Consider the following 22805-nt stretch of genomic DNA (forward strand, 5'->3'; position numbering starts at 1 on the left):
AAAAGAAGAGAAAGGAAACAGAGATGAAAATTACTCAAGAGGAAGTAACGCATGTTGCTCACTTGTCAAAACTAGCTTTTTCACCTGAAGAAACGGCAGAATTTGCGACAACTTTGTCAAAAATTGTGGACATGGTGGAGTTGTTAAACGAAGTTGATACGACTGGTGTGCCTTTTACATCAAATGTTGCGGAAAATGTCAACTATATGCGTGAAGATGTAGCAGTTGCAGGTTGGAATCGAGAAGAACTTTTCCAAAATGTACCTGAAAAAGAGCGAGGCTATATCAAAGTGCCTGCTATTCTAGATGACGGAGGAGACGCCTAATGACTTTGAATCAAAAAACAATTGAAGAATTGCATAATCTCCTTGTCAAAAAGGAACTTTCCGCAGTTGAGCTGACGAAAGCTACTCTGGAAGGTATTAAGAGTCGAGAAAGTGCAGTTGATAGCTTTATTACGATTAGTGAAGAAGAAGCCTTGGCGCAAGCAGCAGCAGTAGACGCGAAGGGAATTGATGCGGATAATTTTATGAGCGGGATTCCACTGGCTGTTAAGGACAATATTTCTACTAAGGGGATTTTAACGACAGCTGCGTCAAAAATTCTTTACAATTATAAACCAATTTTTGATGCAACCAGTGTGGAAAAACTCCATGAGAAAGACATGATTGTCATTGGTAAGACCAATATGGACGAATTTGCCATGGGCGGCTCTAGTGAAAATTCTTATTTTAAGACTACGAAAAATGCTTGGGACGCTACAAAAGTTCCCGGTGGTTCATCTGGTGGTTCAGCAACAGCAGTTGCTTCTGGTCAGGTTCGCTTGTCTTTAGGTTCTGATACCGGTGGCTCTATCCGTCAGCCAGCTTCCTTTAACGGAGTGGTCGGACTGAAGCCAACTTATGGCCGTGTTTCTCGTTTTGGACTCATTGCTTTTGGGAGCTCGTTGGATCAAATTGGACCTTTTTCTCGGACGGTTAAAGAAAATGCTCAGCTTTTGGGCGTAATTGCAGGAAATGATAAAAAAGACTCAACCTCTTCTCAACGAACTGTTCCTGATTTCACTAGTAAGATTGGTCAAGATATTAAAGAATTGAAAATTGCTCTTCCGAAAGAATATATGGGCGACGGGATTGATGAAAAAGTCAAGGAACGCATTTTAGCGGCTGCCAAGCATCTGGAAAGTTTGGGAGCGATTGTTGAAGAAGTTAGCCTGCCCCACAGCAAATACGGGGTAGCAGTCTATTATATCATCGCTTCTTCTGAAGCCAGCTCTAACTTGCAACGTTTTGACGGGATTCGTTATGGCTATCGGGCAGATGAGATTGAAAACTTAGAAGATGTTTATGTCAAGTCTCGTAGCCAAGGTTTCGGTGAGGAAGTGAAGCGCCGAATTATGCTAGGAACGTTTAGTCTATCGTCTGGTTATTATGATGCTTATTTCAAGAAGGCGGGTCAAGTTCGGACACTCATTATGCAAGATTTTGCCAAAGTATTTGAAAAGTATGACTTGATTTTAGGACCAACTGCGCCGACGGTTGCTTACGACTTAGGAACTCAAAGTCACGATCCAGTAGCTATGTATTTGGCTGATCTTTTGACCATTCCGGTCAATTTAGCAGGGCTTCCTGGCATTTCCATTCCAGCAGGCTTTGCGGAAGGTCTGCCGGTTGGGCTGCAATTGATTGGAAATCATTTTGATGAAGAAACGATTTACCAAGTAGCAGCAGCTTTTGAAGCAACGACAGACTACCACAAGCAAAAACCAGTCATTTTTGGAGGTGAAAAATAATGAACTTTGAAACGATTATTGGACTAGAAGTCCACGTTGAATTAAAAACAAATTCAAAAATTTTCTCACCAGCACCGGCTCATTTTGGGGAAGATCCAAATACCAACACCAATATCATTGACTGGTCTTTCCCAGGTGTCCTGCCGGTGATGAACAAGGGAGTTATTGATTACGGTATTAAGGCTGCTCTGGCACTCAATATGGATATTCATCAAAAGATGCACTTTGATCGCAAGAATTATTTCTATCCAGACAATCCGAAAGCCTATCAAATCTCTCAATTTGACGAGCCGATTGGTTATAATGGCTGGATTGAAATCGAGCTAGAAGACGGGACGACTAAGAAAATTCGCATTGAGCGGGCTCATTTGGAAGAGGATGCTGGCAAGAATACCCATGGCAGCGACGGTTATTCTTATGTTGACCTCAATCGTCAAGGGGTGCCTTTGATTGAGATTGTTTCAGAAGCTGATATGCGCAGTCCAGACGAAGCTTACGCTTACTTAACAGCGCTCAAAGAAATTATCCAATACACGGGTATTTCCGATGTCAAGATGGAGGAAGGCTCCATGCGGGTGGATGCAAATATTTCTATCCGTCCTTATGGCCAAGAAGAGTTTGGAACCAAGACAGAATTGAAAAATCTTAATTCCTTCAATTTTGTTCGCAAGGGCTTGGCTTTTGAGGAAAAACGTCAGGCTGAGATTTTGCGTAGCGGTGGTCAGATTCGTCAAGAAACTCGCCGTTACGATGAAGCAACAGGTGAAACTCTTTTGATGCGGGTCAAGGAAGGTTCAGCTGATTATCGTTATTTCCCAGAGCCAGATTTACCAAACTTTGAGATTGATGACAGCCGGATTGAGGCGGTGCGTTCAGATTTACCAGCCTTTCCAAAAGAACGTCGGGCTAAGTACAAGGCAGATTTTGGATTGTCAGACTATGATGCTAAACAATTAACAGCGACGAAGAACATCTCAGATTTCTTTGAAGCTGCGGTGGCAGCAGGCGGAGACGCAAAATCTGTGTCAAACTGGCTCCAAGGTGAGGTCGCTCAGTACCTCAATGCAGAAGGTGAAACCATTGAAGAAATCGGTTTGACACCAGTCAATTTGACTGAAATGTTGAGTTTGGTGGCAGATGGTACGATTTCCTCTAAAATTGCCAAAAAAGTCTTTGTTCATTTGGCGAAAAATGGTGGTTCAGCCAAGGAATACGTTGAAAAAGCTGGCTTGGTGCAAATTTCTGATCCAGCACAACTATTGCCAATCATTCAGGACGTTTTTGCTAACAATGAAAAAGCTCTCAACGACTACAAGGGCGGCAACAAAAATGCAGCCAAGTCCTTGATTGGTCAGCTCATGAAAGCGACTAAAGGTCAAGCCAATCCACAAGTAGCTCAAAAACTACTTAATGAGGAATTGGCGAAGTTGTAAAATCTAAAAAAATCAGTCGTTTCGGCTGATTTTTTTGCTATAATCATAGAATGGAAAAGTTTGGGGGTAAGATATGTCAAAAATAGCAAAAGGCACCATTTTAACCTTAGTCGCAGGAATTGCATGGGGATTATCTGGAACGAGCGGACAATACTTGATGGCGCATGGATTTTCGGTTTTAGTTTTAACAAATGTCCGACTTCTAATCGCAGGGGCTTTGTTGGTATTGTATATGGTGCTAACTAATCGTAGAAAATTGATTGAGATGATAAAAGACCCAAAGGCGATGATGCCTTTGGCACTGTTTGCTTTATTAGGATTGTTGCTTAATCAATTTGCTTATTTAAAGTCTATTTATGAAAGCAATGCAGGAACGGCTACTGTTTTACAATATGTCTGTCCGGTGGGAATCCTTGCTTACACTTGTCTCAAAGACCGTGTTGCACCTACTGTGACAGAAGTATTGTCTATGATATTAGCGGTTGGTGGAACCTTTTTGATTGCCACCCATGGACAACTCAATCAGTTATCTGTCACACCTGCAGGACTGTTCTGGGGGCTGTTTGCCGCATTCACTTACGCTTTGTATATTCTTATTCCGATTCAGCTGATAAAGACATGGGGTAGTATTCCGGTGATTGGAGTGGGCATGATGCTAGCAGGCATTGTCTTAACGCCATTTAGCGGTATTTTGCGTTTTCATTGGCAGTTGTCAATGAAAGTATATCTGGCTTTAGTGGGGATTATTTTAGTGGGGACAATCCTCGCCTATACACTGTTTCTCAAAGGAACCAGTTTAGTCGGGCCTGTGAAATCTAGCCTTCTAGCGGCTGTTGAGCCTATATCGGCTGTATTTTTCGCCTTTCTCATTATGCACGAGCAATTTTATCTCGTAGATTTTGCTGGTATGTTTATGATTTTATCAGCGGTCGCTTTGATTTCTATAAAAGATTTGATATTGGAAAAAAGAAAAGGGATCTTATAAAAAGACAGAGCTGTTTATTTCACTCTGCCTTTTATTTTGAAAATAATTGCCAAAAGAAATCAATAATATACGTCACACCGTAAGTATAAATAACCAGTGTGATTGGTTTGCATAATACAATAATTATCATATATTTTTTAAAAGTCATTTTCGTAAGGGCAGCCAGCATGCAGAGAAAGTCTGCTGGGCTGATAGGCCAAATCATCATAAAGATGAAAAAACGCTCAAAACGATTGTCCTCATCCAGCCAGCCAATGTATTTGTCATAGGTGCGTTTGCTGACGACAGATTGGACAAAAGCCGGACCGTAGGTACGCGCCAGATAAAAAATAATAGCACAGCCGATGACGATACCGACATAATTATAAATGGTACCAATGATATGACCATAAATGAAGACAGCAGCAACCGAAGTCAAAGCTCCAGGAATAATAGGAACAACTGTTTGTAGGATTTGCAGGAAAATAAAGAGTGGCGGTCCCCAAATGCCAGCTTGCTTAATAAAGGCTGACAGGGTTTCTTTGGATTGTAAAATGCCAGCATAATAGGCCCAGATACAGAAAATCACCGTACCAAGCGCTCCAATAATAGAAGACCAATTGATAAATTTTTGTAAAAAAGGGGAGACGGCAGCCATTTTCTTGCTCGTATTTGCCATAATGTCCTCCGTGTCAAATTCTCTATTTTAACTATAACATTTTTAAATAATTTTTGGCAAATTGTACATAAAATCGATGAAAAAATCTAGGGTGCGAAAACTCTTTTTTTATGTTAAAATAGGTAGAAGTATAATGTTTGGAGAGAAATGTGGCGATTGAAAATTACATGCCTGATTTTGCGATTGAGGCAGTTTATGATTTGACAGTTGAAAGTTTAAAAAAACACGGTATCAAGGCTGTTTTGGTGGATTTAGATAATACTCTTATCGCATGGAACAATCCCGATGGAACACCAGAAATGAAGCAGTGGCTCCATGATGTGCGCGATGCAGGGATTCGGATTATTGTGGTGTCCAATAACACTAAAAAACGAGTAAAACGAGCAGTTGAAAAGTTTGAAATTGACTATGTCTGTTGGTCTATGAAACCATTCACTTGGGGGATTGATCGGGCGCTGAAAGAATTTCATTTTGAGAAAAATGAAGTGGTCATGGTGGGAGATCAGCTCATGACTGATATTCGAGCTGCTCATAGAGCAGGAATTCGTTCGATTTTGGTCAAGCCACTGGTCGAGCATGATTCGTTAAAGACCCAGATTAACCGAGCTCGTGAGCGTCGTGTGTTGAAAAAAATCACTGAAAAATACGAACCGATTGAGTATAAAAAAGGAATTTAAACATGGAAGACATTCTTTGTATTGGGTGCGGAGCGCCGATTCAGACAAAATATAAGGATAGGCTTGGCTATACTCCTCAGTCAGCTTTGGAAAAGGGACTGGAGACGGGCGAATTGTATTGCCAGCGCTGTTTTCGTCTGCGCCACTACAACGAAATTACTGATGTGCAACTGACAGACGATGATTTTCTCAGACTTCTCCACGAAGTCGGCGACAGCAATGCTCTCGTAGTCAATGTAGTAGATATTTTTGATTTTAATGGTTCAGTCATTCCGGGTTTGCCACGTTTTGTGGCTGGTAATGATGTGCTGTTGGTCGGGAATAAAAAAGATATTCTTCCCAAGTCGGTCAAGACGAGCAAGGTTACACAGTGGCTGATGGAGCGGGCTCACGAGGAAGGACTGCGCCCTGTTGATGTAGTTTTGACTTCAGCTCAAAACAAGCAAGCGATTAAAGAATTGATTGAAAAGATTGAGCAATATCGAAAAGGTCGAGACGTTTATGTGGTCGGCGTGACCAATGTTGGTAAGTCCACACTTATCAATGCCATTATTCAGGAAATTACCGGGGATAAGGAAGTTATTACGACTTCACGATTTCCAGGGACGACACTGGATAAGATTGAAATTCCGCTGGCTGACGGCAGTCATATCTACGACACACCAGGGATTATCCACCGTCACCAAATGGCTCATTATCTGTCTGCTAAAAATCTCAAATATATCAGTCCGAAAAAGGAAATCAAGCCCAAAACTTACCAACTTAATCCTGAACAAACCCTCTTTTTAGGGGGCTTGGGGCGCTTTGATTTTGTGTCGGGTGACAAACAGGGTTTTACGGCTTATTTTGACAATGAGCTCAAATTGCATCGCACCAGGCTTGCGGGAGCGGGGGAGTTTTATGAAAAGCATGTTGGCTCTTTACTAACACCGCCCTCTAAAAAAGAAGTATCAGATTTTCCTCAGTTAGTCAAACATGAGTTGAAAATTGAAGCTAAAACAGATGTAGTTTTTTCAGGCTTGGGCTGGATTCGTGTGACAGGACCAGCAAAGATTGCAGCCTGGGCACCAGAGGAAGTAGCAGTGGTTACCCGCAAAGCCATTATCTAAGAGGAAATGGCTGTTAGAAAAATAAAGAGAAGATAAACGAAATAAGAAACAAAAGAGGAATCTATGTCATTAACATCAAAACAACGGGCTTTTTTAAATAGCCAAGCTCACAGTCTCAAACCCATCATTCAGATTGGCAAAAACGGTCTCAACGACCAGATTAAAACGAGTGTCCGTCAAGCTCTAGATGCTAGAGAATTGATTAAAGTAACTCTTCTACAAAATACAGATGAAAACATCCATGAGGTAGCAGAAATTCTCGAAGAGGAAATAGGTGTGGATATTGTTCAAAAAATTGGTCGTATTTTAATTCTCTACAAACAGTCTAGCAAAAAGGAAAACCGCAAAATTTCAGTAAAGGTAAAAGAAATTTAGAGGAAGCAGCCTATGGCAATTGAATTACTGACTCCCTTCACCAAGGTGAAGTTGGAACCAGAAGTAAAAGCAAAAAAAAGAAAGCAAGTTGGGATTTTAGGTGGAAACTTCAATCCAGTCCACAATGCCCATTTGGTCGTGGCTGATCAAGTTCGTCAGCAATTATGTTTAGATCAGGTCTTGCTGATGCCTGAGTATGAGCCACCACATGTTGATAGAAAATCAACGATTGATGAGAAGCACCGACTGAAAATGCTGGAGTTGGCAATTGAAGGCATTGAAGGTCTGGGAATTGAAACCATTGAGCTGGAGAGAAAAGGGATTAGTTACACCTATGATACGATGAAATTTTTGACGGAAAAACATCCAGATACAGATTATTATTTCATCATCGGAGCGGATATGGTAGATTACCTTCCCAAGTGGCATCGGATTGACGAATTAGTCGATTTGGTTCAATTTGTTGGGGTTCAGCGCCCCCGCTATAAAGCAGGAACATCTTATCCAGTTATCTGGGTAGATGTGCCGTTGATGGATATTTCTTCGAGTATGGTTCGAGCTTTTCTGGCTCAAGGTCGGACGCCGAATTTTCTCCTACCCAAGCCAGTTTTAGACTATATTAAGAAAGAAGGGCTTTACAATGGGATATGAAACTTATGTGGGAATTTCTCGTGAGCAACTTTTAGTCAAAATGCAGCAGCTTTTACCAGAGAAACGTTTTAAACATTGTCTGGGAGTGGAACAAGCAGCGATTGACTTGGCAGAGCGCTTCGGAGTAGATGTAGAAAAAGCTGGTTTGGCAGGTCTGCTCCATGATTATGCGAAAAAGCTCTCTGACGAAGAATTTCTGGCGCTGATTGATAAGTATGCTCTGAATCCAGCGTTGAAAGATTGGGGAAATAATGTCTGGCATGGCATGGTCGGCATTTATAAAATTCAGGAAGATTTAGGGTTGACAGATCCAGAAATTTTACGAGCTATTGAGATTCATACCGTAGGTTCTGCCCAAATGTCCGATTTAGATAAGGTGGTCTACGTAGCAGACTATATTGAGCCTAATCGGAACTTTCCAGGAGTGGAGCGGGCGCGTGAAATTGCTCACGTTTCGCTCAATCAAGCTGTGGCTTATGAAACGGCACATACAGTGGAACACTTGGCACACAAGGGCTTGCCTATCTTCCTACAAACTATTGAGACTTATAATGCGTATGTCGGCTTTATGAAAGATGATAAATGAAAACAGCTCTGTTAGTGATTGATATTCAAACAGCCTTGATAGAGGCTAAACCGTATGCTGTTGATAACTGCTTGTCTGTCTGGCAAAAAGCAATCGCCACTTGTCGTGAGAAAAACATTGAGGTGATTTACGTCCGCCACAATGACGACGAATTACTGACAGGAAGCCATGGCTGGGAAATTTACGGAGCTATTGCTCCAGAAGCTGACGAGAAAATCTTTGATAAGCATTATAATAGTGCTTTTAAAGAAACTCATTTACAGACTTATCTGGATAGCCAAGCTATTGAGCGGCTGATTATCATTGGCATGGCAACGAATTATTGCATTGATACGACTGTTAAGGTGGCGTTTGAATTTGGCTATAATTTGGCAGTTGTTAAAAATGGCACGACCACCTTTGCTGAAAGAGAAATTACAGCAGAACAATTAATGCAGCACTATGAAAACACTTGGAATGGACGTTTTGCCCAAGTGGCGGACTTAGAAGAAATTTTAAAAGAGGATTAAATGGATAAAAAAGAATTACTAGAATTGGTTGTCAAGGCAGCTGATGAAAAACGAGCAGAAGACATTACTGTGCTAGATTTGCACGAATTGACGACGATGACAGACTATTTTGTCATTGCCAGCTCTATGAACAGCCGTCAACTAGAGGCTATTGCTGATAATATTCGTGAGAAAGTCACAGAAGCAGGGCAATCAGCTAGCCATGTAGAAGGAGACTCTGCTGGAGGCTGGGTGCTTTTGGATCTAGGCGAGGTGGTTGTTCATATTTTTTCTGAGGAAATGCGGAATCACTACAACCTTGAAAAACTTTGGCATGAAGCAACAGGTGTTGATGTTGCTGCTTTGTTGGAAACAAATAAAGGGTAAGGCTGGGGAAATTCCTCGGCCTTTCAATGACTAGAAAGGACAAGTGCCGTTTCGGTGCGATTTAATGTATGACAACTTATGAAACCTTCGCATCAGTCTATGATGCTATTATGGATGATAATCTTTATGATAAATGGACCGATTTTTCGCTCCGCCATTTTCCAAAAAATAAGAAAAAGCTCTTAGAATTAGCTTGTGGAACAGGAATTCAATCCGTACGCTTTGCCAAAGCTGGCTTTGATGTGGCAGGACTTGATTTGAGTGACGAGATGCTTGAAATCGCTCGTAAACGTGCCAAAGAAGCAGGTGAAGCCATGGAATTCAAACAGGGGAACATGCTTGATTTATCGCATGCTGGGAAATACGACTTGGTGACTTGTTACTCTGATTCAATTTGCTACATGGCCGATGAAGTTGAAGTCGGTGATGTCTTTCAGCAAGTTTACAACTGCTTGAATGAAGGTGGCGTTTTCATCTTTGACGTGCACTCAACTTACCAAACTGATACCGTTTTTCCTGGTTATTCTTACCATGAAAATGCTGATGAATTTGCCATGGTTTGGGATACATACGCCGATGAGGCGCCCCATTCAGTTGTGCATGAGTTGACCTTCTTCTTGCAAGACGAAGACGGGCGCTTCACACGTTACGACGAAGTCCACGAAGAACGCACGTACGAAATTCTGACCTATGATATTTTACTAGAACAAGCTGGATTTAAAACTGTTAAGGTCTATGCAGATTTTGAAGACCAAGCACCAATAGAAACAAGCAAGCGTTGGTTCTTTGTGTGTGAGAAGTAGGGGGAAAGAAAGCTTCTCGAAAATGGTGGGCTTTTTCTTTTGTGATTAGTTTGCTGTGGTATAATAGAAGTATTAAGTTGAAGTAGGTATTCTCTGAATTAATTTCTATAATTATTAGCGAATTGTTGGTTGTGCACGAGTGAAAGGAATCTAGCGATGCAAGAATTAAGAATAGATAGACACGAAGCTCAATATAGATACTATATTAATAGTCTCTTAGAGTTAGACCCAACTGATAAGGAGGTTAAACTGATTTATGATATCAAATTTTTAACTCCTTTTGTAGGAGCACTAGTTGCATCCTTTTTGAATAGCCAAGAGTATCATGTGATAAGTGAAATTAATGATGAGGGAAAGTACTCAGCTAGTTATGCGAAGAATAATAATTTCTTCCATTTTGCTGAAAGTGACAAAAATATTGATAATAGAAACAAGGATTTTTCAGGTTCTTTCACTCCTATTATGAAGATACCATTGGATACTTATTATCGAGCTGAGGATAATATAGTTGAAAATGTCTCTAAAAAAATTTCTAATGTATTATCTGCTGGTAATGATAAGGTATATAGAATTTTAGAGTATATTATTTCTGAATTATTCAGAAATATTCCGGAACATTCCCAATGTCTTGAGGGGTGGCACTGCTCACAGCATTGGGTACATGATGATTATATTGAAGCCGAGATTGCTTTAATTGATTATGGAAGAGGTTTTCGAGAAAGTTTAAACTCTACAAGTAAATTTCAAGTATTAGACGATGTTGAAGCGATACGACTAGCTTTAGAACCTGGTATAACTGCTGGTATCGTAGATAAGTCACATCTACGCGAAGGTGAAAAAACGGAATACCTTAATTCAGGTTATGGGCTATATGCTATTACAGAACTCTGTAAAGTTTTAAAAGGTCAATATGTTATTGTGTCCAGGGGGGCTATAGCAACTAAAAATGGTATTGAATATTTACGGGGAAATCTAGTCTTTCCAGGTACAGCTATTAAAATTAAATTAAGAATTCCCAATAAACTTAGCTATGATACTTTCAATTCAATATTACAAGGAATTATAAAAAAAGGTCAACATAGCTCTAAGTCAATAAAGGGAGCAATAAATATTGCTTCACCTAAGTCGAGAAGCATGGGAAATTATTAATTGATAATATTGCTTCTTTTATGCGGATATATATATATATATATATACTAAGGTATATGGATACTTTTTCAGTTTTTGGTACCCTGATCGCTTTACTTAAGCAACAAAATTATTTTAGAATTGATGATATTGATATCTTTGACGGAAAAGTAGTAATTTTAGCCATTTTTTGAATTAATAAAAGAATCTTGTATGAATTTGTAAAGGAATGTTTTATGGTTAGTACCAAAGAGTTAAAATGTTATTTTTATCAATTAAATTCAAATTTTGAAATTAGACAAAAGATAAATAGCTATTTTTCAAAGTTAGCAAATCAAAAAAATTAAAACAGAAACAATTTCTGATTTTAGCTACTATATCAAACATGATATTGTCAAAAAGGAGGAATACGTCTTATTTACAATCGCTAAAGTTGATACTCTTGAGGAAGTTAAATTAGATGATGTTGAAACTCAGGAAAGAAGTATTATTGATAAAGAAGAGACACAAGGATTAGCTAAAGATGCTCAATTTCTTTATAATTTTAAATCTGGAATATTAGTGCAAAAACGAGGTCAAGGACAAATAAATATAAAAGATTTTCAAATATTTATTTCTCAAAAACTTAATATTGACGATAGTGCATTCAAATTTTCACTTATTAAAGATGAAAATGGTTTAAAAAAACTTGATAATCTTAATCAAATTCACGACTTTGTTTTAAATGTTTCGATTCCAAAACAATTATCTCTTTTTGCAGATGATGTTGACGGCATCAATTCTGGTATAGAGTTAGCTAAAAAATGCAAGGAGACAGTGTAGATATTGCTATACATGGTGAAAGTTTATGTAAGCGAACTATAATTGATTCTGTTAAATTAGTAGGAGAATATCGTAAAAATCAAAATATGAAAGTAACCTCTCTTTCAATATATGGTGATAATGAAGTTATTGATTTGGTAAAATATAAGTTACAATATTACAAGAAATATTGTATAGATGAATTTTCGACAGAAGATATATATTCTTTTTTAGAAGAAGCATATGCCAATAAAAAAGATTATTTGAATTATTATGAAAATGAAGATAGTTAAAAGAAATATTCTAAAAATTGGTTACATAATAGTAGTTTTCTTTTTATGGAATGCCAAAGTGTATATAACTGATATAAATAATATAAAAGAAATTTCAGCAGCTTTTCAAGAAATTTTTATTTTCCCGCGTTGTAAAATGAAGTGCAACAAAAAAGACATGCTCGTCTGATATACTAGAATTCTCCAACTCAGTATAGAAAGCAGATGAACATGTCCACTAATCATTCTACCAAAAAATCGTTATACTCACACCTTTCAGCCTCTGAACGAGGAGAAATCAGCGCCTATCTCAAGATGGGCAAAAACCCCTCTGAGATTGCTCGTCTGCTTGGGCGTCATCGCTCAACCATCAGTCGTGAAATCAAACGAGGAAGTGTTTCTCAGGTTCAATATAAGAACGGGAAACGAATCTACTCAACGGTTTACTTTCCAGATAGTGGTCAACGTGTTTATGAAACCAATCGTCGAAAAAGTGCCTATCATAAACTATCGTACTGCTCCCAGACCTTCTTCAAGGAACTTGAGAAAGCCCTGAAAACGAAACCTCGTTGTCACAGTGTCGATAGCTTTGTTCAAACTTACCAAGAAAAACATCCACTGGAAGTTATCCCTTCCACCAAGACAGTGTATCGTTACATCAAAGACGGACTGTTGAGGGTTAAACCGATTGATTTACCTAAGATGGTGTGCATCCGAAAACGGTCTAAAGTAACGCCTAAGGCCACGAAGAAAATCTTAGGAAAATCCATTGAAGAACGTCCAGAAACTATTACCAATCGTTCTGAATTTGGACATTGGGAAATTGATCTCATGCTTGGCAAGAAGACCAAAGGGGAAGCTGTTGTCATGACCCTAGTAGAGCGTCAAACACGATTTGCCATCGCTGTAAAACTGGCTAATAAACAAGCAGAAACCATCAATAGGGCTGTTAAGAGCTTACTATCACAGTACCCTATTCGCTCTATCACATCGGACAACGGCTCAGAGTTCAGTAGCTTGTCAGACTTAAAAGGTGTGGAAGTCTATTTTGCCCATCCTTATGCTTCTCATGAAAGAGGAACAAATGAAAATTTCAATGGTCTCTTGAGAGAGTTTCTCCCAAAAGGTGTCTCTCTTAACTCACTAACGACAGAAGAACTCAATCACTTCGTCTCTGCTATCAATGACAGACCTAGACGAATTCAAAAGTATAAAACCGCAAATATTTTGTTTGGGCTAGCCCAAACAGCTTAACCTCTGGAACTCTAGTTATCAATGAACTTGTTGCACTTGACTTGACAAGTGGGGAAATTTTTATTTTCTTGTCAGGATCATTTTTAGCAATAGTTGGTGTAAACTCTTTTTTTCCTGAAAATAGGTTTATTAGGTCTTTGAGACAATTGAATGTAGATTTACATTTACTTAAGAAATTTATTAATTTAACGTTTTTTCCCATTGTTTTAGTTTTTTTGCCTTCTTTTTTGTTATTTTTTGATAAAAAAGATAATTCAATTTTAGGAAGAATACTGATAATTTTTGAAATAGTGGTATTTCTAATATTTTGTGTTGAATTAATTAAATTAGCAGTTCAAGTCAGAAAAATATTTAAACAAACGATTGAAGCTGAAATTACTGAAAGAAAAAAATAGTTGTAAAAGGAGCACCACATGACCATCACAGGCATTATCGCAGAATTCAATCCCTTCCACAATGGTCACAAATACTTGCTAGAGCAGGCTAAAGGTTTGAAAATTGTTGCCATGAGCGGCAATTTTGTCCAACGTGGTGAGCCTGCGATTGTGGATAAGTGGACACGCGCGGAAATGGCTCTGCGAAATGGCGCTGATTTGGTGGTTGAATTACCATTTTTGGTGGCTGTTCAGTCAGCTGACTACTTTGCACAAGGAGCAGTAGATATTTTAGAACGCCTTAGTGTGAATAAGTTGACCTTTGGCACGGAAGAGGTCTTAGATTATCAACACTTTTCACAGATTTATGGGGACAATCAACAGAAAATGGTGGACTACATACAAGATTTGCCAGATGATTTGTCTTATCCACAGAAAACGCAGAAAATGTGGGAAAAGTTTGCTGGTGTGAAATTCACAGGCAATACACCCAATCATATTTTAGGGCTTTCTTATGCCAAAGCTTGCGCGAATAAGGCTATCGAGCTTCTCCCAATCAAACGTCAGGGAGCTGGTTATCATTCACAAGAAGAAAATTTAAAATACGCCTCTGCTACGGCTCTTAGAGAGCGTCTTAATTGTCCAGATTTTTTGGAGAAATTTACCCCGGCTCATGAACTGCTGATTCAGTCTCCCAAAGTGACCTGGTCAGCACTCTATCCTTTGCTGCGTTACCAGATTATCAGTCATCCCGATTTGACGAGTTTTTATCAGGTTAATCAAGAACTTGCGGTGCGCTTGCAGGAAGCAGTGAAAACCAGTTATAGCGTAGAGGAGTTGGTCGAACAAGTCGCAACCAAGCGATATACGAAAGCACGAATCAGACGAATTCTGACTTATATTTTGGTCGGTGCAAGAAATGATCAGTTGCCTAGCGGTATTCATATCTTGGGCTTTACTCAAGCAGGTCGAGAACATCTTAAAAAGATGAAAGGGAAAACAGACTTCATCAGTCGCATCGGTCAAGAACCATGGGATTCCTTAACCCAGCGAGCTGATTGGATTTATCAGCTAGGGCACGCCCAACTAGAGGAGCAGAATTTTGGGAAAATCCCGATAATAGTAGATTGATACAAAATTATTTTATAGAGCTAGACATTGTCAATAATTTGCTAGTGAAATTCAACCTGACTTGTGATATAATAAGAAAGATTGAAAAAGTGAAAATCTAAAGGAGAATATCCAATGGGACGTAAATGGGCCAATATTGTGGCAAAAAAGACTGCCAAAGATGGTGCAAACTCAAAAGTTTATGCTAAATTTGGTGTTGAAATCTATGTAGCAGCTAAAAAAGGAGAGCCAGATCCAGAATCGAACTCAGCTTTGAAATTTGTTATTGAACGTGCGAAACAAGCGCAAGTGCCAAAGCATGTCATTGACAAAGCACTGGATAAGGCAAAAGGAAACACAGACGAAACCTTTACAGAGGGGCGTTATGAAGGGTTTGGACCAAATGGTTCTATGCTCATCGTTGATACACTAACTTCAAATGTCAACCGTACGGCAGCCAATGTTCGCTCTGCCTTTGGTAAAAACGGTGGAAATATGGGAGCAAGTGGCTCAGTGTCTTATATGTTTGATAATAAAGGTGTGATTGTGTTTGCAGGAGACGATGCAGATAGTATCTTTGAACAACTGTTAGAAGCAGATGTAGACGTAGATGATGTAGAAGCAGAAGATGGAAGCATTACAGTTTATACAGCACCAACAGATTTGCACAAGGCCTTGACTGCTCTCCGTGAATCTGGTGTAGAAGAATTCCAAGTCACCGAATTGGAAATGATTCCGCAATCTGATGTGACCTTATCAGGTGAAGACTTAGAAACATTTGAAAAATTGTATGCTGTGTTAGAAGATGACGAAGATGTCCAAAAGATTTATACAAATGTAGAAGGATTTTAATAGTGAAGAAAGAGGTGCTTAGATACTCTTCTGAGCTTAAAAAGCAAATGAAGAGTCCGACAGCTACTGCGTCAAGAGTTTTTTACTAATACAGATTGAGACTGAGATAATTTTGTCCCAGTCTCTTTTTTTGTTACTTACTAATCTCTCAGTGTTTTTTAAGAAATTTAGTTATAAGACCGTAACGTAAATATGTTGAGCTAGTATCTTCTTTACTTTGATAGAGTAGATATGAAGTTTAGTAGAAAAGGTGGCTAGCTAATAATATGTAGTTGAAGAGTGAGGTTGTTTTCCAAGACTGCTTGTTGTAGCTTAGTTTATTCTAAAAATTCAAATAAGGAGCGTAAAAACAGACAAACCAGTGATAAACTATAAGTTGAGAGAAGTAAACTATTGGTCGATTGAGTTTGTAAGAAAAGGTGCTACAATATAATTAGCAAATGGAGGGAGGAAAAATCTAATGAAAAAACAAACACTAGGTATGATGATTTCATCATTAAGGAAAGCAAAAGGGATGACACAATTAGAACTGGCTGAAAAGATGGGGTCACTGATAAGGCTGTTTCAAAATGGGAAAGAGATTTATCCTATCCAGATATTAATACCATTCCTAAATTAGCAGACCTGTTTGATACATCGGTAGATGAGCTGATGCAAGGACAGACAGTGATGAAAGAAAACAAGAAAAATAGAAAATCAGATATTGTTGACACCGTGTTGAGAGGACTTGGAGTAGCCATGGGGATTGTTGTAGTGGTTTTATCTGCTTTAGGAAAAGTGGACACTAAGGCTGCACTGACAATGCTTGGACTTGGTTTAGCCAGCCTTTCTATCTCCTCACTAAAGGATAGAAACGAATGAGAATAATTGTTAAAGGCGTTGGTGAAATAACTATCGCCTTTTCTGGTAAGTTTTCATATTCAGGTCATCTAGAGATTTTACATGGGGTTATATTACAATGGTAATAAGATTCTCGCAAGCGTCTGGGAACAGGGAAAAAGAGGAGGGGAAAATGGACGCTTTTAAGCATATCAATCCTAAGTTTTTAGTATGGTAAAGAATTATTCGGGTGCACAATTTGTCAAAGACCTTGTAGCTAGATTATCGTGGCAATTATTGCCTTACCATTGTCAATTGCTTTAGCGATTGTTTCGAGGGTCAATCCAGAGCAAGATCTTTATACAGCTGTTGTAGTTGGTTTTTTCATTCCCTTTTTTAGGTGGGAGTCGTGTTCAGATTGGTGAACTAATAGCTATTTTGTTGTTATCATTTATGGAATTATTGCGCAGTACGGTCTATCTGGTCTAACAGTGGCTACTTTCTTAGCTGGTCTAATGATCATCGGTATGGGTTTGTTGCATTTTGGTGACCTGATTAAATTTATTTCAAAGACCATCACGGTTGGATTTACCCTTGGAATAGCCGTTAGAATCATCGTTGGACAAATCAAGGACTTATTTTGTCTGAACAAGGTAAAAATGTCTTAATTCTTCGTATGCGCAGTGTGTCTGCAATGGATATTTCGGGATTGGATGCTCTTGAAGAGATCCTTGGCAAATGTCAACGAACAACCTTACCATGTCATGGAAAAAGCAAGCTTTATTGATAGAGTTGGTGCAGACAACTTTTGTGCTAATATTGATGTCGCTTTAACGCGCGCAGCTAGTTTAGAAAAGTAATTGAGTTTTCCACTATTCGTCAAATGTATCAATGTTTGGTAAAAATCGGATTTCGTTTAGCTCTACTTGATAAAGAAAATCTATCACTTTGATAAAAATCAAATAATAGTCAAGAAGGAAAATATTTGATATGATAGGATTTATCTTAATGAAAGAGGTTATGTAGGAATATGAAAAAAGTATTGAAATACTCTTCTTTAGTCGCTCTTGGATTTTTAACAGCAGGAATGTTAGCAGCGTGCTCTAATTCAAAGTCAGCTACTTCATCTGGGAAAACGGAAGTCAAAGTTGCAACGAATGCTTCACCCAAACCATTTAACTATGAAGAAAATGGTAAATTAACAGGTTATGAAATCGAAGTAGTTCGTGCAATCTTCAAAGATTCTGACAAATACAAGGTAAAATTTGAAACAACAGAGTGGTCAGGTATTTTCGCTGGTCTGGATAGTGATCGCTACAAAATGGCGGTCAACAATATCAGCTATACAAAAGAACGTGCAGGAAAGTATTTGTATGCAGCTCCAACTGCTAAAAATCCAAACGTTTTAGTGGTGAAAAAATCTGATAAAAGCATTCAATCGCTGGATGATATTGGTGGTAAAACAACAGAAGTCGTACAAGGGACAACGACTGCCGCACAATTAGAAAAATACAATCAAGCACATGCTAACAATCCAACAAAAATTAGCTATACAAAAGCGGATTTTCAACAAATTATGAGCCATTTAAACGATGGAAAGTTTGATTATAAGATTTTTGATAAAATCGGTGTTGAAACAGTCATTAAAAATCAAAAACTGGACAACTTGAAAGTGATTGATTTAGCAAGTGATCAACAACCTTATGTTTATCCGCTTTTAGCAAAAGGACAAGATGAGTTGAAAACATTTGTTAATAAGCGCATTCAAGAGTTGTATAAAGACGGAACTCTGGAAAAATTATCCCAAAAATTCTTTGGTGGTAGTTACTTGCCAGCTGAAGCAGATGTGAAATAAGAAAATGAAAAGCTAGCTGGTTTTCTTACAAAAATAGTTATAGTTTATAACTATACCCTTTGTTATGAAATAACAATTTGTCAATCAGCTAAATATGTGCGATACTATTTTCATAAGATTTTTAAAGGAGACAGAAAATGAAATTAAAAAAATGGTTTGGAATAACAGCTCTAGCATCTGCAGCAGTGATTGGTTTAGCAGCTTGTGGTTCAGGAAATAAAAGTGATAACGCCAAAACGGTTAAGATTGGTGTGATGACAAAGAGCGACTCAGAAGAAAAACGCTGGGACAAGATCCAAGAATTGTTGAAAAAAGACAATATTAAATTGGAATTTACAGAATTTACGGACTACTCGCAACCAAATAAAGCAGTTGCTGATGGTGCAGTGGATATCAATGCTTTCCAACATTACTATTTCTTGAACAATTGGAACAAGGAAAACAAGCAAGACTTAGTCGCAGCTGCTGAAACTTATATCTCACCCATTCGTCTCTACTCTGGTACCAAAAATGGAAAAAATAAATATACAAAAGTAGACCAAATTCCAAATGGTGCAGAAATTGCAGTTCCAAATGATGCGACAAATGAAAGTCGGACGCTTAATTTATTACAATCTGCAGGATTGATTAAATTAGACAAGTCTGGAAATGAATTGGCAACTGTGGCAAATATCAAAGAAAATCCGAAAAAATTGAAAATTACAGAATTGGATGCTAGTCAAACAGCTCGCTCATTGACTTCAGTAGATGCAGCCGTTGTAAACAATACATTTGTAACAGAAGCAAAATTGGACTATAAAAACGCTTTGTTCATTGAACCAAAAGATAAAAATTCAAAACAATGGTTTAATATCATTGCAGCCAAAAAAGATTGGGAAAAATCTTCAAAAGCCGATGCCATTAAAAAAATCATCAAAGCTTGCCATACAGATGAAGTGAAAAAAGTGGTTGAAGAAACATCAGATGGCTTAGACCAACCAGTTTGGTAATCTTGATTCTATTAGCTGTAGTTCAGTCTAAAAACTCAGTTGGTAATTCCAACTGAGTTTTGTCGCCATTTCTATGAGGAGAAAAGATGACATTTTCAAGTGAAGAAGAACAAATTAAAAGATTTGAAGAGGATATGGTGGCACAAGACTATATTGCCGTTTTACGGGCGTTGATTGCTAAAAAATCAATCTTCGCTCAACAAGTCGGTTTACAAGAAGTTGCTGCTTATCTGAAAGAAATTTTTACAAAAGCTGGTGCAGAGGTGGAATTAGATGAAAGCTATACAGCGCCATTTGTGATAGCAACATTTAAAAGTCAGAATCCAACAGCTAAGACAATTATTTTTTACAACCATTATGATACAGTTCCGGCAGATAGTGATCAAATTTGGACAGATGATCCGTTCACTCTATCTATTCGGGATGGTAGTATGTATGGTCGTGGAGTCGATGATGATAAAGGGCATATTATCGCACGTTTGACGGCTGTTCAAAAGTATTTACAAAAGCATAAGAGTTTGCCTGTCAATGTCATTTTTATGATGGAAGGAGCAGAAGAGTCTGCTTCGGTTGATTTAGAGAAATATCTAGAGAAACACAAATCTCTTCTACATGGAGCAGACCTGTTGGTTTGGGAGCAAGGAATTAAAAATTCTTTAGGTCAACTTGAAATTTCTGGCGGAAACAAAGGAATTGTGACCTTTGATATGAAGGTCCAAAGTGCGGAAGTGGATATTCATTCTAGCTTTGGTGGTGTGATTGATTCAGCTTCTTGGTACTTGTTGAACGCCCTTGCTAGCTTGAGAGGTAAGGATGGACGTATTCAGGTAGAAGAACTTTATGATCAAGTAATCGCACCTAATCAACGAGAGTTAGCTTTAGTAGAACAATACGCTCAACGCAGTCCAGAAGAAGTACAAGCTATTTATGGTTTGGAATTACCTTTATTACAAGAGGAGAAAAAAGCTTTTTTAAATCGAATTTTCTTTGAACCATCTTTGAATATTGAAGGAATTACTTCTGGTTACCAAGATCAAGGAGTGAAGACGATTCTTCCGTCAGAGGCTTCAGCAAAAGCAGAAGTTCGTTTAGTGCCAGGACTGGAACCACATAGAGTGTTAGAACTGATTCGCAAACAACTCGACAAAAATGGTTTTGATAAGGTAGAATTAGTTTATACTTTGGGAGAAATGAGCTATCGTAGTGATATGAGTGCACCGCCGATTTTAAATGTCATTGAACTAGCTAAAAAATTCTATCAAAAAGGAGTTTCTGTCTTACCAACTACAGCAGGTACAGGACCGATGCACACGGTATTTGAAGCACTTGAGGTACCAATGGTCGCCTTTGGACTTGGAAATGCGAATAGTCGAGATCATGGAGGTGACGAAAATGTACGCATTGCAGATTATTACACCCATATTGAATTAGTAGAGGAGCTGATTGCAAGTTATGAGTAAAGAAATGATTCAGTTAGATCACATTGATGTAACCTTTCAACAAAAGAAACGTCAGATTCAAGCAGTTAAAGATGTGACGATTCATATTCAAGAAAGAGATATTTATGGAATTGTCGGTTATTCTGGGGCTGGGAAATCAACCTTGGTTCGTGTCATTAACCTACTGCAAGTTCCAACGAGTGGGAAAATTATTGTAGATGATGATGTTCTTTTTGACAATAAAGTAACTTTGACAGCAGAACAGTTGCGGCGCAAACGTCAAGACATCGGCATGATTTTTCAACATTTTAATCTGATGAGTCAACTGACGGCAGAAGAAAATGTCGCTTTTGCGCTCAAACATTCTGGCTTATCAAAAGAAGAAAAGAAAGAAAAAGTGCGTACACTGTTGGAGTTGGTCGGTTTAGCAGATCGTGCTGAAAATTATCCTTCTCAGCTTTCTGGAGGGCAAAAACAGCGGGTTGCAATCGCGCGTGCCTTAGCAAATGACCCTAAAATCTTGATTTCTGATGAATCAACCTCTGCCTTAGATCCAAAAACAACTAAACAAATTTTAGCTCTTTTACAAGATTTAAATCAAAAGCTAGGATTAACAATTGTTTTAATCACCCATGAAATGCAAATTGTTAAAGACATTGCCAACCGTGTCGCAGTTATGCAGGACGGTCAATTGATTGAAGAAGGTTCTGTCTTGGATATTTTCTCTAATCCTCAGCAAGACTTAACAAAAGACTTCATTTCGACTGCAACAGGAATTGATGAAGCTATGGGCAAGATTGAGCAACAAGAAATTGTCAAACATTTGGCGAAAAATAGTCTCTTGGTGCAAATGAAGTACGCAGGAACCTCTACAGATGAACCCTTACTGAATGAAATTTACAAACATCATCAAGTTACTGCCAATATACTTTATGGGAACATTGAAATTTTAGGTGGAACGCCTGTTGGAGAACTGGTCGTTGTTTTATCTGGTGAAAAGGAAAATCTAGCAGCTGCTAAAACAGCCATTCGTGAAGCTGGTGTTCAATTGACAGTATTGAAGGGAGAAGCATAGATGGAAAATTTTATTCAAACATACTTGCCGAATGTTTATCGAATGGGTTGGAGCGGTCAAGCTGGCTGGGGAACAGCTATTCACTTGACATTGTATATGACAGTCATTTCTTTTATTATCGGCGGATTGTTAGGCTTAATTGCAGGGCTTTTTCTTGTTTTGACTGCTCCAGGAGGTGTCTTGGAAAATAAAATAGCTTTTTGGATTTTAGACAAAATCACATCTATCTTCCGTGCTATCCCATTTATTATTTTGTTAGCTGTTCTTTCACCTTTTTCACACTTGATTGTGGGGACTAGTATTGGACCAAATGCAGCTATCGTACCTCTTTCTTTTGCAGTATTTGCTTTCTTTGCTCGCCAAGTTCAAGTTGTACTCGCTGAGTTAGACGACGGTGTTATCGAAGCAGCGCAGGCTAGCGGAGCGACTTTCAGTGATCTAGTAGGTGTCTATCTACGCGAAGGTCTGCCAGATTTGATTCGTGTGACAACAGTCACTCTCATTTCTCTCGTTGGCGAGACTGCAATGGCTGGTGCAGTCGGTGCTGGAGGGATCGGGAATGTTGCGATTGCTTATGGCTTCAATCGTTATAATAACGATGTAACGATTTTAGCAACAGTTATTATCATTGTACTTATCTTTGCCATTCAGTTTGCTGGTGATTTTTTGACTAGAAAATTAAGCCATAAATAGGATAGCTGAGATGGTTGTTAGAGATAAACAATAAATATATAGAAAAATAATATAAAAGTTCTATGATAATAGGTCATAGAATTTTTATTTTATACATATTTTCTCTTTCGTATGACCAGTATAAGTATTTAGCAGTTTACAGGAGATAAGAAAGAGGAGGAAGGAAAAATTGGAAGAAAAAGTTTAAGAAAAATAAAAAA

The 22805-nt window shown here is 38.4% G+C and carries 26 protein-coding genes and 2 pseudogenes; 27 read left to right on the forward strand and 1 reads right to left on the reverse strand.

Features of this window, described 5'->3' with window-relative positions; translation table 11 throughout:
- Positions 1-23: 23 nt before the first annotated feature.
- From gatC to HMPREF2876_RS08105, 4 genes are all read left to right on the forward strand, one after another.
- Positions 24-326, forward strand: a complete 303-nt coding sequence (gene gatC, locus HMPREF2876_RS08090; RefSeq protein WP_003026120.1) for an Asp-tRNA(Asn)/Glu-tRNA(Gln) amidotransferase subunit GatC — start codon at positions 24-26, stop codon at positions 324-326.
- Positions 326-1792 (forward strand): Asp-tRNA(Asn)/Glu-tRNA(Gln) amidotransferase subunit GatA, encoded by a 1467-nt coding sequence (gatA, locus tag HMPREF2876_RS08095; protein ID WP_024052672.1) that lies wholly within the window; start codon positions 326-328, stop codon positions 1790-1792. Before gatC ends, gatA begins: the two co-directional genes overlap by 1 nt.
- Positions 1792-3225, forward strand: a complete 1434-nt coding sequence (gene gatB / locus HMPREF2876_RS08100; protein WP_070584634.1) for an Asp-tRNA(Asn)/Glu-tRNA(Gln) amidotransferase subunit GatB — start codon at positions 1792-1794, stop codon at positions 3223-3225. Before gatA ends, gatB begins: the two co-directional genes overlap by 1 nt.
- A 73-nt stretch (positions 3226-3298) precedes the next feature.
- Positions 3299-4210 carry a DMT family transporter gene (locus tag HMPREF2876_RS08105; RefSeq protein WP_070241953.1) on the forward strand — a complete coding sequence of 304 codons (912 nt, stop codon included), beginning with the start codon at positions 3299-3301 and terminating at the stop codon, positions 4208-4210.
- 31 nt (positions 4211-4241) lie between these two features.
- Here the strand turns inward: HMPREF2876_RS08105 and HMPREF2876_RS08110 are convergent, their stop codons facing one another.
- Positions 4242-4868: a TVP38/TMEM64 family protein gene (locus HMPREF2876_RS08110; RefSeq protein WP_070241952.1), complete on the reverse strand. Its 627-nt coding sequence runs from the start codon at positions 4866-4868 to the stop codon at positions 4242-4244.
- Between the two features lie 149 nt (positions 4869-5017).
- On the opposite strand from HMPREF2876_RS08110, the gene HMPREF2876_RS08115 reads away from it, so the two are divergent.
- From HMPREF2876_RS08115 to HMPREF2876_RS08215, 23 genes and pseudogenes are all read left to right on the forward strand, one after another.
- Positions 5018-5545, forward strand: a complete 528-nt coding sequence (locus HMPREF2876_RS08115; protein WP_003031000.1) for a YqeG family HAD IIIA-type phosphatase — start codon at positions 5018-5020, stop codon at positions 5543-5545.
- A gap of 2 nt (positions 5546-5547) precedes the next feature.
- Positions 5548-6654: a ribosome biogenesis GTPase YqeH gene (gene yqeH / locus HMPREF2876_RS08120; RefSeq protein ID WP_024052668.1), complete on the forward strand. Its 1107-nt coding sequence runs from the start codon at positions 5548-5550 to the stop codon at positions 6652-6654.
- A gap of 63 nt (positions 6655-6717) precedes the next feature.
- Positions 6718-7029 (forward strand): ribosome assembly RNA-binding protein YhbY, encoded by a 312-nt coding sequence (yhbY, locus tag HMPREF2876_RS08125; protein WP_024052667.1) that lies wholly within the window; start codon positions 6718-6720, stop codon positions 7027-7029.
- Positions 7030-7041: 12 nt separating this feature from the next.
- On the forward strand, positions 7042-7680 hold the full coding sequence (locus tag HMPREF2876_RS08130; RefSeq protein ID WP_024052666.1) for a nicotinate-nucleotide adenylyltransferase: 639 nt from the start codon (positions 7042-7044) through the stop codon (positions 7678-7680).
- Positions 7670-8266: a bis(5'-nucleosyl)-tetraphosphatase (symmetrical) YqeK gene (yqeK, locus tag HMPREF2876_RS08135; RefSeq protein WP_070584636.1), complete on the forward strand. Its 597-nt coding sequence runs from the start codon at positions 7670-7672 to the stop codon at positions 8264-8266. The genes HMPREF2876_RS08130 and yqeK overlap by 11 nt, the downstream gene beginning before the upstream one ends.
- On the forward strand, positions 8263-8775 hold the full coding sequence (locus HMPREF2876_RS08140; RefSeq protein ID WP_070584639.1) for a cysteine hydrolase family protein: 513 nt from the start codon (positions 8263-8265) through the stop codon (positions 8773-8775). Before yqeK ends, HMPREF2876_RS08140 begins: the two co-directional genes overlap by 4 nt.
- Positions 8776-9141, forward strand: a complete 366-nt coding sequence (rsfS, locus tag HMPREF2876_RS08145; protein WP_070584641.1) for a ribosome silencing factor — start codon at positions 8776-8778, stop codon at positions 9139-9141. It begins immediately after the preceding gene.
- Between the two features lie 68 nt (positions 9142-9209).
- Positions 9210-9944, forward strand: coding sequence for a class I SAM-dependent DNA methyltransferase (locus HMPREF2876_RS08150; RefSeq protein ID WP_003035486.1), 735 nt, complete (start codon positions 9210-9212; stop codon positions 9942-9944).
- A 156-nt stretch (positions 9945-10100) separates the two neighbouring features.
- Positions 10101-11093, forward strand: coding sequence for a hypothetical protein (locus HMPREF2876_RS08155; protein WP_070584643.1), 993 nt, complete (start codon positions 10101-10103; stop codon positions 11091-11093).
- 540 nt (positions 11094-11633) lie between these two features.
- Entirely contained in the window at positions 11634-11894 is a 261-nt protein-coding gene (locus tag HMPREF2876_RS10295; protein ID WP_024052658.1) for a hypothetical protein, read from the forward strand.
- Entirely contained in the window at positions 11876-12166 is a 291-nt protein-coding gene (locus HMPREF2876_RS10300; RefSeq protein ID WP_024052657.1) for a hypothetical protein, read from the forward strand. The genes HMPREF2876_RS10295 and HMPREF2876_RS10300 overlap by 19 nt, the downstream gene beginning before the upstream one ends.
- 210 nt (positions 12167-12376) lie before the next feature.
- A complete protein-coding gene (locus HMPREF2876_RS08170; protein ID WP_083307004.1) occupies positions 12377-13399 on the forward strand; it encodes an IS30 family transposase in 1023 nt (340 codons plus the stop codon).
- 68 nt (positions 13400-13467) lie between these two features.
- On the forward strand, positions 13468-13794 hold the full coding sequence (locus HMPREF2876_RS10665) for a hypothetical protein (protein ID WP_070584647.1): 327 nt from the start codon (positions 13468-13470) through the stop codon (positions 13792-13794).
- An 18-nt stretch (positions 13795-13812) separates the two neighbouring features.
- Positions 13813-14904 carry a nucleotidyltransferase gene (locus tag HMPREF2876_RS08180; protein ID WP_024052655.1) on the forward strand — a complete coding sequence of 364 codons (1092 nt, stop codon included), beginning with the start codon at positions 13813-13815 and terminating at the stop codon, positions 14902-14904.
- A 114-nt stretch (positions 14905-15018) separates the two neighbouring features.
- On the forward strand, positions 15019-15735 hold the full coding sequence (locus HMPREF2876_RS08185) for a YebC/PmpR family DNA-binding transcriptional regulator (RefSeq protein WP_024052654.1): 717 nt from the start codon (positions 15019-15021) through the stop codon (positions 15733-15735).
- A gap of 460 nt (positions 15736-16195) precedes the next feature.
- Positions 16196-16596: pseudogene (locus tag HMPREF2876_RS11085) on the forward strand (helix-turn-helix domain-containing protein).
- 245 nt (positions 16597-16841) lie between these two features.
- A pseudogene (locus HMPREF2876_RS10670) lies at positions 16842-17222 on the forward strand (SulP family inorganic anion transporter).
- Positions 17223-17285: 63 nt separating this feature from the next.
- Positions 17286-17414, forward strand: coding sequence for a hypothetical protein (locus tag HMPREF2876_RS10965; RefSeq protein WP_255261429.1), 129 nt, complete (start codon positions 17286-17288; stop codon positions 17412-17414).
- Positions 17415-17584: 170 nt separating this feature from the next.
- Positions 17585-18409: an amino acid ABC transporter substrate-binding protein gene (locus tag HMPREF2876_RS08195; protein ID WP_024052650.1), complete on the forward strand. Its 825-nt coding sequence runs from the start codon at positions 17585-17587 to the stop codon at positions 18407-18409.
- A 137-nt stretch (positions 18410-18546) separates the two neighbouring features.
- The gene (locus HMPREF2876_RS08200; RefSeq protein WP_024052649.1) at positions 18547-19398 is read left to right on the forward strand and encodes a MetQ/NlpA family ABC transporter substrate-binding protein; all 852 of its coding nucleotides are present in this window, start codon (positions 18547-18549) and stop codon (positions 19396-19398) included.
- Between the two features lie 86 nt (positions 19399-19484).
- Complete coding sequence (locus HMPREF2876_RS08205) at positions 19485-20858, forward strand: M20/M25/M40 family metallo-hydrolase (protein WP_024052648.1); 1374 nt, start codon at positions 19485-19487, stop codon at positions 20856-20858.
- Entirely contained in the window at positions 20851-21912 is a 1062-nt protein-coding gene (locus tag HMPREF2876_RS08210; RefSeq protein WP_024052647.1) for a methionine ABC transporter ATP-binding protein, read from the forward strand. The genes HMPREF2876_RS08205 and HMPREF2876_RS08210 overlap by 8 nt, the downstream gene beginning before the upstream one ends.
- Entirely contained in the window at positions 21913-22605 is a 693-nt protein-coding gene (locus tag HMPREF2876_RS08215) for a methionine ABC transporter permease (protein WP_070584650.1), read from the forward strand. It abuts the gene before it with no gap.
- Positions 22606-22805: the final 200 nt, after the last annotated feature.

Source organism: Streptococcus sp. HMSC073A12, from assembly GCF_001812815.1.
Classification (GTDB): domain Bacteria; phylum Bacillota; class Bacilli; order Lactobacillales; family Streptococcaceae; genus Streptococcus; species Streptococcus vaginalis.